This is a genomic window from Photobacterium sanctipauli, assembly GCF_003026495.1.
GTDB lineage: Bacteria > Pseudomonadota > Gammaproteobacteria > Enterobacterales > Vibrionaceae > Photobacterium > Photobacterium sanctipauli.
Genome location: NZ_PYMA01000014.1, coordinates 99390 through 112687, shown reverse-complemented (window position 1 = coordinate 112687; position 13298 = coordinate 99390). Strand labels below are relative to the sequence as shown.

The 13298-nt window shown below is 44.5% G+C and carries 12 protein-coding genes; 7 read left to right on the top strand and 5 right to left on the bottom strand.

Features of this window, described 5'->3' with window-relative positions:
- Window positions 1-92: 92 nt before the first annotated feature.
- Window positions 93-998: a LysR family transcriptional regulator gene (locus C9I98_RS19215; RefSeq protein ID WP_107272356.1), complete on the top strand. Its 906-nt coding sequence runs from the start codon at window positions 93-95 to the stop codon at window positions 996-998.
- A gap of 42 nt (window positions 999-1040) precedes the next feature.
- On the opposite strand, the gene C9I98_RS19210 is transcribed toward C9I98_RS19215, so the two are convergent.
- The 4 genes from C9I98_RS19210 to C9I98_RS26575 form a co-directional block, all read right to left on the bottom strand.
- Window positions 1041-1721 (bottom strand): ABC transporter ATP-binding protein, encoded by a 681-nt coding sequence (locus C9I98_RS19210; RefSeq protein ID WP_036822455.1) that lies wholly within the window; start codon window positions 1719-1721, stop codon window positions 1041-1043.
- An 8-nt stretch (window positions 1722-1729) separates the two neighbouring features.
- Window positions 1730-2959, bottom strand: a complete 1230-nt coding sequence (locus C9I98_RS19205) for an ABC transporter permease (protein WP_036822452.1) — start codon at window positions 2957-2959, stop codon at window positions 1730-1732.
- Between the two features lie 12 nt (window positions 2960-2971).
- Window positions 2972-3985, bottom strand: a complete 1014-nt coding sequence (locus C9I98_RS19200) for an efflux RND transporter periplasmic adaptor subunit (protein ID WP_051902189.1) — start codon at window positions 3983-3985, stop codon at window positions 2972-2974.
- 107 nt (window positions 3986-4092) lie between these two features.
- Entirely contained in the window at window positions 4093-4359 is a 267-nt protein-coding gene (locus C9I98_RS26575) for a hypothetical protein (RefSeq protein ID WP_107272355.1), read from the bottom strand.
- Window positions 4360-5128: 769 nt separating this feature from the next.
- On the opposite strand from C9I98_RS26575, the gene C9I98_RS19190 reads away from it, so the two are divergent.
- On the top strand, window positions 5129-7525 hold the full coding sequence (locus C9I98_RS19190; protein ID WP_036826121.1) for a YgiQ family radical SAM protein: 2397 nt from the start codon (window positions 5129-5131) through the stop codon (window positions 7523-7525).
- 117 nt (window positions 7526-7642) lie between these two features.
- Here the strand turns inward: C9I98_RS19190 and C9I98_RS19185 are convergent, their stop codons facing one another.
- Entirely contained in the window at window positions 7643-9793 is a 2151-nt protein-coding gene (locus C9I98_RS19185; RefSeq protein ID WP_036826124.1) for a TonB-dependent siderophore receptor, read from the bottom strand.
- A 624-nt stretch (window positions 9794-10417) separates the two neighbouring features.
- On the opposite strand from C9I98_RS19185, the gene C9I98_RS19180 reads away from it, so the two are divergent.
- Genes C9I98_RS19180 through C9I98_RS19160 form a run of 5 tightly spaced genes read left to right on the top strand, consistent with a single transcriptional unit; the run spans window position 10418 to window position 13283 of the window.
- Complete coding sequence (locus tag C9I98_RS19180) at window positions 10418-11050, top strand: PepSY-associated TM helix domain-containing protein (RefSeq protein ID WP_036823478.1); 633 nt, start codon at window positions 10418-10420, stop codon at window positions 11048-11050.
- Window positions 11051-11065: 15 nt separating this feature from the next.
- Entirely contained in the window at window positions 11066-11581 is a 516-nt protein-coding gene (locus C9I98_RS19175) for a DUF2271 domain-containing protein (protein WP_036823475.1), read from the top strand.
- Window positions 11582-11600: 19 nt separating this feature from the next.
- Window positions 11601-12416 (top strand): DUF4198 domain-containing protein, encoded by an 816-nt coding sequence (locus C9I98_RS19170; RefSeq protein ID WP_036823473.1) that lies wholly within the window; start codon window positions 11601-11603, stop codon window positions 12414-12416.
- Window positions 12417-12426: 10 nt separating this feature from the next.
- Window positions 12427-12735, top strand: a complete 309-nt coding sequence (locus C9I98_RS19165; RefSeq protein WP_036823471.1) for a hypothetical protein — start codon at window positions 12427-12429, stop codon at window positions 12733-12735.
- Window positions 12735-13283 (top strand): DUF6162 family protein, encoded by a 549-nt coding sequence (locus C9I98_RS19160; protein WP_107272354.1) that lies wholly within the window; start codon window positions 12735-12737, stop codon window positions 13281-13283. Before C9I98_RS19165 ends, C9I98_RS19160 begins: the two co-directional genes overlap by 1 nt.
- Window positions 13284-13298: the final 15 nt, after the last annotated feature.

The following is a 13298-nucleotide window of genomic DNA, read 5'->3' as shown; positions in this document are numbered from 1 at the left end:
ATTGATAATTTTTAGACGCACTTTACTTAAATGATTATTAGGTAGAAACTAATAATTAAATATAAGATAACGGCTAAGCGAAAGGTAAAGCAATGAATGGCGCCACCTATAATCAACTTACGATGTTCCATACGATTGTTAATGAAGGCAGTATCACCAAAGCTGCACGCAAGCTTGAAATTGCGCCGCCGTCTGTCAGCCAGGCGCTGAAAAACCTTGAAGAGCAGTTGGGGCTACCGCTTTTTAGCCGAACGACTCGCCGTATGGAGCTGACCGAGGCCGGTCAACTACTCTTTGAACGAACACGCTTCTCCATTTCAGAGTTAAACATTGCCTTAGAAAGCGTCAGCGACTTAAGTAAAAACCCTTCGGGCAAAGTAAGGATTACCGTCCCTCGGTTTATCTACCAGTTTTTGCTCAAGCCAATTTATGCAGAATTTTGTCAACGCTACCCCAACATCCAACTTGAGGTGTCTGTTTCTGATGCCACCATAGATATCATTGCCGCAGGGTTTGATATAGGGATTCGATTCGGCGACAAAGTAGAAGAAGGCATGATCGCTCGCCAGTTAACTCAACCGATGAAGGAAGCGCTATTTGCCTCACCTGCATATATCGAGCAGTTTGGCCTACCGACAAAGCCTGAAGATCTTAAACAGCATAAGTTGGTGCAGTACCGATTTATTTCATCAAATCAACTGGCGCCTTTGAACCTTGATGATAACGGTACGACCCTGCCAGTTGATATGCCGTTGTCCTTGGTGGTGAATGATACAGACCTCATGGTAGATGCCGCGCTAAAAGGACTGGGGATCGGGCGAATTGTTGAACCTATGGTTGCTAGCCATTTTAGTCACAACAAACTGATCCCTGTATTGGAAGATTACTGGTTCCCCTATTCTGGGCTCTATGTCTACTTCCATAAAAATAGCCAGAAAGCGAAACGCGTTCGGGTACTGATAGATTTCTTGCTTGAGAAGGCAGAAGGCTTCTCTTAAGTTTGGTTTAGCAGACTGTTGAGCAGGTAACGGGTTATCACCCTAACGCATTTTTCCATCTTTCATTTCGATCAGGCGGCCCGCTCGCTTCGCCTTTTCCAAATCATGCGTGACCATTACTACAGTAACCCCCTCTTTGTTGAGGGATTCTATGGTCTTCATAATTTCGTCACCGGTTTTATGGTCAAGGTTACCCGTTGGCTCATCAGCCAAGAGTAATGACGGCGATCCAACCAGCGCCCTAGCAATCGCCACTCTTTGACGTTCGCCACCTGACAGTTCATGGGGTTTATGGAGCGCCCGCTTACTTAATCCTACTTTGGCCAACGCTTCTTTCACTTTTAAATCACGTTGCTGACCCGACAATTTACGATACAGCAAAGGCAGCTCAATATTCTCACACACATTTAGCTGCGGCATCAGGTGAAATGCTTGGAAAACAAACCCAATTTGCTGGTTGCGAACGCAGGAAAGTGCGGTATCTGACAACTCATCCACGCGAGTCCCGTTTAGAAAATAACTCCCTATATTGGGCGTATCCAAGCACCCGATAATCTGCAATAACGTCGACTTACCAGAACCTGATGTACCCGTAATAGCAATATACTCCCCAGTATTAATTTTTAGGGACACACCATCGAGTGCAACCACATCTGAACGTCCCATCTCATAGATTTTACTGACAGTATCTAACTGCACTAAAGCACTGGCTATTTCACCCATACGTATCGCTACTCCCGTTTTAGAGCCCGAATAGGGTCAAGCCTTGACGCCAATAAAGCCGGATACAACCCAGAAATAATGCCCACCACAGCCGCCGAGCCTAAAGCGAGAATGAGGGCACTCGGTGTGATCATCACAGGAAAACCCCGTATATTTGCAACAGTGATGACGAGCAAAGATCCTAAAATCAAACCAGATAGCCCGCCTATCGTGGTCAAGCAGGTGGCTTCAATGATGAACTGATTGCGAATATCTTTATGCGTTGCCCCTACTGCCCGGCGCAAGCCTATCTCTTCCGTTCTTTCTCGAACCGCCACCAGCATCACGTTCATAATACTGATCCCACCCACTACCAATGATATCGCCGCAACAGATGCTAACCAGAAGGTTAACGACCGTGTCGCTTCTGTCATGCTTTCTTGGATCTCGGTTAAATCGTTGATAATAAAGTCATCGGGTTGATGGTCAGGCAATTGGTGTTGGCGTCGGAGTACATCTTGGATCTGATAAATACTTTCATTTATTTTGGTTTTATCATCTATCCGCAAATGGGCGTAGTGAATACTGCCAGGGCGTGTCTTGCTCAAACCGATAATACGAAGTTTTGCAGTGGAAAGCGGCACGAGTACTCTATCGTCTTGATCCATACCACCTGGTGCCTGCCCCTTTCGCTTTAAAACACCAATCACTTTAAATGGTGTTTTACCAATGCGGATTGTTTGACCAATAGGCGTCTGCTTGCCAAATAACGCCTTAACAACACTATGGCCCAGTACAGCCACTTTCTTTGCACGTACTTCTTCCTGCTCGGTAAACATCCGGCCTTGTGCCAAATCCCACTTTCTTAATGATAGGTAATCGCGGGTAGTGCCTTGAATTCGGCTGATCCAGTTTTTTGACCCAAACAATACCCGAGCTTCAGCATAAACCGAGGGTGAGACAGCCTGTATATTGGGCACTAAATTACGAATAGCGGTGATATCTTTAACGGTGAGCGTGGAAGACCGCCCTTCAAGTTGAACCCCGCCATTTTCCATAGCATCAGGCTCTATAAACAACAAATCAGCTCCCAAGCTTTCAACCCGCTCAAGTATCTGATGCTGGCTACCGGCCCCTACGCCAATTACAGTCACCACTGCGGTAACACCAATCATGATGCCCAAAATTGTCAAAAAGCTACGCAGGCGGTGACGATAAATAATCCTCAACGCGTTGGTAAAATACAGCCAATAACTCATCGTGATGAAGCCTTAAATTCCACTTTGCTCATTCACTTCCGGTGTTATTTTCTCCTCAATGAGTGAAGTGTAACTTTCATTTTCACTCCCTACCGTCTCATCTGTAATTTTCTCATCAGTCTCAATTTCAACCACGGCAGTCATGCCCGGTAATAATGATTCCCCACTGTTTTCAGCTAATAAAACAACGGTATACGTTACAACGTTATCGACAATTATCGGCGCGACCCGGATCTGCTCCACGCTAGCGACAAATTGACGTTCCCCATAGGCAGGAACGGTAAATATCGCTTCTTGACCAATTCGGATTTGGCCAATGTCTGCTTCATCAATTCTTGCGTGTATTTCCATTTCTTCTAAAGTATGGGCAATCTTAAAAAGCTTTGGCGCTTCAAGGCTAGCAGCAACAGTTTGCCCGCTCATGACTTCTCGAGAAATAACCACACCATCGATGGGAGCGAATATTTCTGTGCGCGATAACGTTACCCTTGCCTCTTCTAATTCAGCCTCGTGGCTTATTACCACCGCTTTTGCTTGGTCGAGTTCTGCACTCGTCACCCATACTTCCGTTTCTGCCTCTTCTAATTTATTTGCAGAAGCTGCGTTTCGTTTATTGAGCGTTTTTATACGCTTCAATGAACGGGTCGCCTGACGATAAGATGCCTTTTTCATTTCAACAATGGCTTTTGCATTTAACAACGCCGCTTCGGCTTGGCGGATTTGAGCTTCAAAAAACTTAGGGTCAATACGGGCAATAATTTGGTTCTTATGAACAACGTCATTAAAATCAACCAGTAACTCGGTGATCCTGCCTGATACTTCAGAACCGACTTCCACCTCTCCCACGGGTTTCAACGTACCGGAAGCGACAACTAGATGATCAAACCCACTGCTAATATTCGGGTCTTCATATTGTGCTAGAGCAGAAGATTGAGTGGATTGCACGCCATAATCGGTGTCATTGCATGCAGTAAGAAGTGTTAAGCTAAATACCATTAAAATACGTCGATAAAAAATTGAATGCATTGACTTTATCGCTCCCCCAATAGACTACCTTTTTCTATTATCTTTTTTGTTATGCCATAAATTAGGTAGCGGAAGCCATATCGCTCCCGCTACCCTAGATTCATCAACTAGCCATAATAGTAATCGCAGCTCTTCTTACTCTTGTAATAGCTATGCTTCTTGCCTTTATAGCCATAGTATTTTTTACTTGAGTAGCTATAAGACTTACAGCTTCTGGACTTTTTCTTACGGTGTTCGTACTTAGGTTTGTAATCGTGTTTGTAGTAAGGTTTATAATCGTGTTTGTAATAGGATTTACTGCTATACGCGTGGGCACCTGATGAAGCCACTGCCAGTGCTAAGGCAGCGCATAGGCCAACTAACTTTATATTCATCGGAATAGTATCCTAATTATCAATTATAAGGTTACTCCTGTATCCATATGTCTAATCCATTAGTCACGGATATATTTATAGGCATAATTAAATGAACATGCAAAAAATACAGAATAAATATGTATCCCATTATTGAGAATGGTCATTCATCTTACCGTTTAATTCAATTGCTTATATTTAAATACATCCACAAAGATCATTTTATTACTCTAAGTCATTGTACCACCTAAGTATTAATTTGGTATAAAAATACACTTTGCATTACAATTTTATATTTTACCAGGCAAATAAACACCACAAATAATTTAATACCATTCTAATTAAACTGATTACTTACGCATGTCACTTTCTAACGAAATTATTAAATATCTCATTGGATGTATGCTTCTTAATACAGTGGTTATCTCAAGTTAGAATCAAAGCTGTCTCTTAAGAATGGATGCAATCTTATGGTATAAGAACATGCCATCACATAGAGCATGTGAGATTTCTCATTCTATCTTCTTTCTCATTCCACAATAAATGAGTGGCTATTCGCCTAAACCAGCTTTCTTCATCTCTAATGTAATCAATATTGCAAAAAAGGTGTAATACCCCGAGAACATGGTAAAATGCCCCCCTTTTTACGCCCTATACTTTTCTTGCGTGCTGGCTATAGGCAACAGTGCTATTATCTTTCGGTATTGGGCAGTACATACATTATCAAAAAATCGGGGCATTCGTATTTGTCCCATTTATGCCCTATTTTTGAGAAGTAAACTGTAAGCAAATGATTTCAAACAAAATTAACGAGTATCCAAAGTACTGGGCAGAGTGTTACGGTACCGCACCGTTTCTGCCGACAACACGAGCAGAGATGGATGCTCTTGGCTGGGATAGCTGCGACATTATTATCGTTACCGGTGATGCGTATGTTGACCATCCAAGTTTCGGTATGGCTGTAATTGGCCGCCTACTTGAGTCACAGGGCTTCCGTGTTGGCATCATTGCCCAGCCTGAGTGGAACAATAAAGACGCCTTTATGTCGTTGGGCAAACCAAACCTATTCTTTGGTATTACTGCCGGCAACATGGACTCGATGATCAACCGTTATACGGCTGACCGCAAGCTTCGCCATGACGATGCCTACACCCCAAATAACGAAGGCGGTAAGCGCCCTGACCGCGCGGTACTTGTTTATTCACAGCGCTGTCGTGAAGCCTATAAAGAAACCCCGATTGTATTAGGTGGTATCGAGGCCAGCCTGCGTCGCCTTGCTCACTATGATTACTGGTCAGACAAAGTTCGTCGTTCAGTGCTGTTGGATGCCAAAGGCGACATCCTACTCTTTGGTAATGCTGAGCGTGCTCTGGTGGAAGTGGCGCATCGCTTGTCTGAAGGTGAGGACATCGCGAACCTGACCAACATCGCGGGTACGGCGGTGATCAGAAAAGAGCTACCTGAAGGCTATAAAGAAATCGACTCCAGCCGCATCGAAAAACCTGGCAAAGCTATGGTAATGCCAAATCCTTATGCGACTGAAGAAAATTGCGAAACTAATAAAGCTGCGAAGCAAGAAGAACCTGCGGCTAAGCCGGTACAAATCCAGCCATCTCGCCATGATGCTGCAACAACGGCTATCCGCTTGCCTTCGTTTGAAAAACTGCGTAATGACCGTATCTTGTATGCGCATGCCAGCCGCGTCATGCACCTTGAGACTAACCCCTACTCTGCGCGCGCACTTATCCAGCGCCATGGTGATCGTGAATTGTGGATTAACCGTCCGCCAATCCCGCTAAGCACCGAAGAAATGGACTTTGTATTTGGTCTACCCTACGCACGTGTACCTCACCCTGCCTATGGTAAAGCGAAGATCCCAGCTTACGATATGATCAAAACCAGTGTGAATATCATGCGTGGTTGTTTTGGTGGTTGTTCATTCTGTTCTATCACCGAACACGAAGGTCGTATTATTCAGAACCGCTCTCACGAGTCGATTCTCAGCGAGCTAGAAGATATTCGCGATAAGGTACCGGGCTTCACCGGCACTATTTCTGATCTGGGTGGCCCGACGGCAAACATGTACCGTTTAGGTTGTTCCGATCCGCGTGCCGAGAAAAACTGTCGCCGTCCATCGTGTATCTTCCCTGAAATCTGTAAGAAGCTGGATACCGATCATAAACACACTATCGATCTCTACCGCAAGGCACGTAAAGTCGATGGTATTAAGAAGATCATGATTGCCTCGGGTGTTCGTTACGATCTGGCGATTGAATCACCGGAGTATATCCGCGAGCTTGTGACGCACCATGTTGGCGGCTACCTGAAAATCGCCCCGGAACACACAGAGAAAGGCACGCTTGATCTGATGATGAAGCCGGGCATGGGTACTTACGACCGCTTTAAAGAGCTATTTGAAAAATACAGTAAAGAAGCAGGTAAGAAGCAATACCTGATCCCTTACTTCATTTCTGCTCACCCAGGCTCGACTGATGAAGACATGTTGAACTTGGCGCTTTGGCTTAAGAAAAACGATTTCCAATGTGATCAGGTACAAAACTTCTACCCATCACCTATGTGTAATGCAACGGCGATGTATCACTCGGAAACCAACCCGCTTAAGCGTGTTAAGTACAAGAAGCGTGAAGATCTGTTCGTTGCCAAAGGTGAACGCCAGCGCCGATTGCACAAAGCCTTACTTCGCTACCATGATCCAGCCAACTGGCCGTTGATCCGTGAAGCATTGGTTAGCATGGGTAAAAAGTACTTAATTGGTGATCGCCCGAACTGCCTGGTACCTGAAGAAGGCAGCGAAGCAGAAATGACACCGGCACAACGCCGAGGCTCAGGCCGTCACGGTTCAAAACGATTCGCCACCAAGCACCCTAACCAGCCGGATATCCGTAAAGACGGTAAACGAGGCGGTAAGTCTCACAACGGAAATGGCAACTCGAACGGCAGAAAACCGGTTTCTGGCAGTAAGCCTGGTGCTGGTAAAAATGGCGGTTCGAATAAGAATGGTGCCGGTAAGCCATCGCTACGCCGTGGTGAACAAGGACAAGGGCAAGGGCAAGGACAAGGGCAAGGGCAAGGACAACGCAAGTCACCTAACGGATCGCGCCCGAACCGCAACGGTTCACAAGGCCAACGCCAAGGCGGTAAGCCGACCCGCGCGAGAGCGCGTTAATCATTAAGCTTGTGATGAATAAAAGTAAAGGTGCCCTATGGCACCTTTACTGTTTTATCCCCTTACGAACATAATATGCCCGCCAGAACATGGGGATCTATTATTCACCTTGCTTGATTAGAAAGAAGCATTGACCGAGAATTTGAACTTGCGCTCGTCGCCATAGTGAACATCTCTGATAATACCGTTGCTGTATGAACCGCCTGAACCAACGAAGTAATCTTCGTCAAACAGGTTCTCAACATTTGCACGGAAGTCCCAAGTAATATCACCACTCTTCAGCTTATAAGAAGCGCCAACATCAACACGGGTGTAAGCATCTAGAGTTAGTGTATTGGCGTGATCAGCATAGCGGTCACCTTGATAGAACATACCTAGGTTAAATGCCAACTCTGGCGTCATCGCATAACGAGCCCATGCAGAGCCAGACCACTCTGGCACGTTCGCAGGGCGGTTACCTGTGTAGTTGTTGTTACCGCTACTATGCTTTCTATACTCAGCATCAAGGTACATTGCCGTCGCCATCATGAATAGCTGATCAGACACTTGGCCTTGTACTGCAGCTTCAGCACCACGATGACGCTGAGCGCCTACTGTTCCCCAAATAGTATCATTTGAAGAGTCACTGTATGAGTATGCAACATTCTCTTTTTCAATATCAAAAATTGCACCAGTCACCAGAAGACTATTGTCCATCAGCTCCCACTTGGTACCTAGCTCGTAAATTCGGCTTTCTTCCGGATCAAGAACAAACGTATCTTGGCCAGTATTTTGCCCTTCTTTCTTAACCGAGTTAGGGTTGAAGCCTTCAGAGTAGTTGACGTAAATCGAACCATTGTGAGCAGGGTGATAAATCACACCAACCTTAGGTACAAATGAGTTGCTATCGTTATCAATGTTGTTACCGCTTGAGTCAGTTGTATCTTGGCGGTACATATCAAAGCGGCCACCAACCAACACCTGCCAGTAATCATTGATTGTCATCAGATCTTGAATGTAGAAACCATAGAAGTCGTCACCACTCTTAGTGGCATCAAAACGGTTGTAATCAAGATCAGGGAAGCCCGGTAGTGGGTCTCCAGGTGTGACAGTAATCTCATCGCCTCGACCTGTTCTTTCAATTTTTTGACGGTAAGTCTGGTGGATACCGCTCATACCAATCAGAGTTTGGTGCTCCATACCCAAGGCATTGAAATAACCTACGGTATCAACAAAGTAAGAATGGTACTGCCAGTCATCATAACGATCGAATGGTGAAATTTGGTATGAACCATCAACCAGCGTGCTGTCAGTTGGTGATGCAGATGAATCACGACGGTGGCGACGCATTTGCTGATGGTTATAACCAGCCCTGACTGTCCAGTCTTCATTCACGTACACAGACAGGTTCGCACCCATGTTTTCGACATCATTTTCAGTAAATGTCCATGGCATGTCCCAAATGTTATCTCGACCCAGCAGATCATTACCGCTTTCATCTAGCCAAGCACCAGAATCAATATTGGCTTTATCTTGGGTACGCTGATAATGAACCGATAGCAAGCCCCAATCAGACAAATCCGCTTCGATTACCCCATAGCCAAGGAAGCGATCGCGCTCGCGGTTTTCACCATTGGCATACTGACGTCGTTCTTCAGTATCTTGCTTAACCATTACCGTACGACCACGTACAGAGCCAGACTCATTCAAGGCGCCAGAAGCATCGATGTGGTAACGCGTACTACCTTCATCATCAATGTCAGTACCAAGGTTCACACGGCTCTCGGCTGTTGGCTTTTTAGTCACCATGTTAACCAAACCACCAGGGCCAGACTGTCCGTATAGCAGGCTAGATGGGCCTTTCAATACTTCAACTTGCTCAACAGTCTCGATTGGCAACATATAGTGTGCAAACTGAGGGTGCCCATCAATGAGGTATCCGTTTCCAGACTCAAGCTCAAAGCCACGTAAGCTGAATACTTCACGATTCCATTTTTTAGTTCCTTGGCTGATACTCGCATCATTACGCAACGCTTCACCAAGCGTGGTGGCGAGTTGCTCATCAAGGATAATTTCAGGAATAACCGTCACTGACTGCGGTGTTTCCAACATATTCATGTCCATACGCATCGCACTTGATGAGCTATCAACTTTATAGTCATCAAAGCTTTGCGCGTGAACAACCATTGTCTCGTCAACATCGCTTATTGCATTATCATCTGCCAATGCATGCGTCGATGTAAGTGCAAGCACAACCGCACTACAGACTGCTGATTTTCTAAGATCCATTTAAGTTCCTAATTGTGTATAAATTGAATTCTTCTAATGAACGTCTTAGCGAAAAAACCAAGAAACTAAATGATAATAGTTATCATTGAGACTCCCAGTTGAGTTATGTAACTAATATAAATCAGATGTAAAATATAAATTCACAGCGTTTCAATTTGTTTCCATTCACACTTTTTTTAAAAATACATAAATTTAAAAGTAATTAATTACAGCTACAGGTACTCTTTAAAAATATAAAAACCACAAATTAAAAATTGAAGTCACGATAAAAATAAGCACGAATTACTTGTATTTCAATGAGAAAATTTACTATCAAGAATAGGAAAGCGCATAATTAAAACAGCACTAAATTACTAACAACAAAAACAGAAAACTTATTTAAATTAGTTAAAGCAAGAAACATAAAGTACAAGTAAAAAATCACCCTGCTTACGCGCGCGTCACGCGAATACATTAAAGCGCGATGAATAACATAATGAATATTTGTAAGAATTCTTATTACTTTATCTAGATCAAAAAAAACAACTGACGCAATGAGAATTAATATCATTAATGTTTATTATTTTAATAGTTCTGATAAATTTAGCGTTATATCTATGTCATTCCGTAAAAAACAATCCCATTATGTTCAAGGTCTTACGCCAGAAGTCGGTACAGACATGGTCTCGCCGCCTTCATATTTATAGCTCCATGGTGCTACTGATTGCCATGGTGTTTTTTGCTATTACAGGATTAACCCTCAACCGGCCTGAATTATTTGTTGGTAAGCCAAATATTGATGAGTTCATTATTGATATCCCTAAAACGCTATTAGGAGCAGAAAACCAAACTTTTCAACCCAAGAAAGATAATCTTGTTAACTTCCTAAAAACTGAAGGAAACCTCAAAGGAATTCCATCACCATTAAATATTTACACAGTTATTGAAGATGGTGAATTAGTTGAAGGTGAAGTTGAAGTCGACTTTAAGGGACCTGGCTATGATGCTAGTGTTTTCATTGACATGAACATATCTGAGGCTGAAATTAGAATAACTAACCACGGAACAATTGCTTGGTTAAACGACCTTCATAAAGGACGAAATACTGGCGCTATCTGGCATATATTCATCGATGTGGTTTCCATCGTCATGGTGTTATTTATTCTCACTGGTGCCATTTTATTGCTTCCCAAAAAGAAGACTTTTGCTACAGCAATTAAATGGATGGGCGCTGGCACTGCAATCACAATTTCTTGCTATTACCTAAGTTTTATTTAAAAGACGGATCAAACCATGAAAGTTTTTATACCACTCATACTGGCTGCTGCTACAGCGATTTTTCCAGTATCTGCCAACCCATTGCCAGAGCAGGCAAATATGCAAATTAAGCTCGAATTGCCCGAACTGGATGTTCCCATGTACGCCAGACCTTACGTCGCGATTTGGCTAGAAGATAGTGACAGGCAAGTTGTCCGCAATATCGTGTTATGGACGGGCAATCATACTGAATGGCTAAAAGATATCCGCAGTTGGTGGCGTAAGTTTGGCCGATATAACTCAGAGAACATCGATGGGATTTCATCGGCAACTCGAGGTTCGGGTCAATACCGAATTAATTGGGACGGCCTCGATGATAACGGTGAGCGGGTACAACAAGGAAATTACACCCTTTTCACGGAGGTTGTTCGTGAGCACGGTGGGCGAGACTTAGTACGAAAAGCCATTGTGCTTGGTGAAGAAGGCTTTCAAATAACCACAGAGCCAAAAGCTGAAATCGGTGCAATAGAACTAAATTACCAAGTTAATTAAACACTAAGGAAATAACGTAATGAAATTGATTAAACGTAGCCTGCTGGCTGCAGCTATCCTTGCCCCCGCCATCGCAGCTGCTCACCCACTCTGGCTATTACCTTCGCATTTCTCTGTTTCTAAACAGGAAGGCGACTGGGTAACTGTCGATGTAACAGCCTCTCACGGCACCTTTATTGCTGATAAACCAGCAAGTGCCCACAATGCACGCGTAATCATGCCTGACGGTTCAGAGCAACGCCCGGATCATGTCATGCGCGGCAAACGTCGTTCTGTTTTCGATTTCTTTTTTGTTGAGCCTGGCACCCATAAGATTGTGAACCAGTTTGAGCCGTCTTATATGACAACATACAAGATCGGCAACCGAGACACTGAACGCCGAATTCGTGCAAGCAAAGCTGAGCGTGAGTTACAAGTGCCAGAACAAGCTCGTGACGTGACAACTACCCGCATGGTGCGTAAATCCGAAAGCTATGTCACTGTAATGGCGCCATCCACAACAGCCCTTGAGCCTAAAGGTCAAGGCTTAGAATTGCTGCCGATCACGCACCCAGCCGATATCATCGAGCAAGAAGAAACCACCTTCCAATTTCTTTTCAATGGTCAACCCGTTGAAGCTGTAGAAGCGACGATTACCCGAGATGGCACCTTCTATCGCGCAGCCCAAGAAGAAATCACAGTGGTATCTGGTAGCGACGGTAAAGTGACATTTACCCCAGATCAAGCTGGGCGCTATGTACTGCAAACCTACACCCGCCAACCTATTGATAACGACCCAATGGCGGATATGGATGGCACCATGCTATCTGTCACGTTCGAAGTACAGCTTAACTAAGGGGCTAAATATGAAATACGCGATCTTGGGGCTAAGCTTGCTGTCACCATTTGCTCAAGCCCATTACGGCATGCTGGAGTGCTGGTTTGCCGACGAAAAAGCAGCAGTGGTTTGCCAAGCTGGCTGGAGTGACGGTACCGATGCTTCAAATTACGACATTGAGCTATTTGATTATGACGATAACTTGTTGGCTCGTGCTCGCACCGATGCAAAGTCTCAAGTTCGCTTTGAAACGCCGGAAGACGAGTTCTATCTAATCTTCGATCCTGGCCATGAAGCACCAGCTGAAGTTGATGTGGTTGAGATCAAGGAAAAATAATGGCATTCACTCAAAAAGTTAGATCAGATAATGGCTCTCAAGAAGGGCGCTATCTACTTCTTGGGATTGCACTGTTGTTGATTGGCGGGGTTATTGCCCTGCCATTCAACCAGCGGCCCGTTAATCATGTTGAACTTAGCGATTATCAAATACGTGTCGATCAACTTAACCCTGAAAAACAAATGCTGCTATCTCAGCTTAAGTTAGCTCACGAGGAAGTAATTGATCTATATGAAGAAACAGACGGTGAATTTTGGCCTGACGTGCCGGAATTAGAATCGCTGTTTTTAGCCCCCTTCGTGAAAGACCTCAACTGGCAAAGTAAAGGCGAGCTTGCATGGCGCTCGTTGGACAATGGCTTCTATCTTGGTACCAGCCCGCTTTCCAGCCAGCAGTTTGCTGCCGTATTACTGGATAGCCGCGCTGAAAATGAAGCACAGATTTGGCTTCATACCCTAGCCCAAACCACAGCCGATGATGATCTTCCACAGCAAGGTTGGCAACAAGTGGTGTTCGTTAAAAGCCCACGCCAAGTTCACCTCCACTAAATCAGAGCGAAAATG

What these genes read in the sequence shown, in the direction of transcription:
- C9I98_RS19215 (WP_107272356.1), top strand. Translation starts at nt 93, where the DNA reads ATGAATGGCGCCACCTATAATCAACTTACGATGTTCCATACGATTGTT.
- C9I98_RS19200 (WP_051902189.1), bottom strand. Translation starts at nt 3,985, where the DNA reads ATGCATTCAATTTTTTATCGACGTATTTTAATGGTATTTAGCTTAACA.
- C9I98_RS19190 (WP_036826121.1), top strand. Translation starts at nt 5,129, where the DNA reads ATGATTTCAAACAAAATTAACGAGTATCCAAAGTACTGGGCAGAGTGT.
- C9I98_RS19210 (WP_036822455.1), bottom strand. Translation starts at nt 1,721, where the DNA reads ATGGGTGAAATAGCCAGTGCTTTAGTGCAGTTAGATACTGTCAGTAAA.
- C9I98_RS26575 (WP_107272355.1), bottom strand. Translation starts at nt 4,359, where the DNA reads ATGAATATAAAGTTAGTTGGCCTATGCGCTGCCTTAGCACTGGCAGTG.
- C9I98_RS19165 (WP_036823471.1), top strand. Translation starts at nt 12,427, where the DNA reads ATGAAATACGCGATCTTGGGGCTAAGCTTGCTGTCACCATTTGCTCAA.
- C9I98_RS19170 (WP_036823473.1), top strand. Translation starts at nt 11,601, where the DNA reads ATGAAATTGATTAAACGTAGCCTGCTGGCTGCAGCTATCCTTGCCCCC.
- C9I98_RS19160 (WP_107272354.1), top strand. Translation starts at nt 12,735, where the DNA reads ATGGCATTCACTCAAAAAGTTAGATCAGATAATGGCTCTCAAGAAGGG.
- C9I98_RS19185 (WP_036826124.1), bottom strand. Translation starts at nt 9,793, where the DNA reads ATGGATCTTAGAAAATCAGCAGTCTGTAGTGCGGTTGTGCTTGCACTT.
- C9I98_RS19205 (WP_036822452.1), bottom strand. Translation starts at nt 2,959, where the DNA reads ATGAGTTATTGGCTGTATTTTACCAACGCGTTGAGGATTATTTATCGT.
- C9I98_RS19175 (WP_036823475.1), top strand. Translation starts at nt 11,066, where the DNA reads ATGAAAGTTTTTATACCACTCATACTGGCTGCTGCTACAGCGATTTTT.
- C9I98_RS19180 (WP_036823478.1), top strand. Translation starts at nt 10,418, where the DNA reads ATGTTCAAGGTCTTACGCCAGAAGTCGGTACAGACATGGTCTCGCCGC.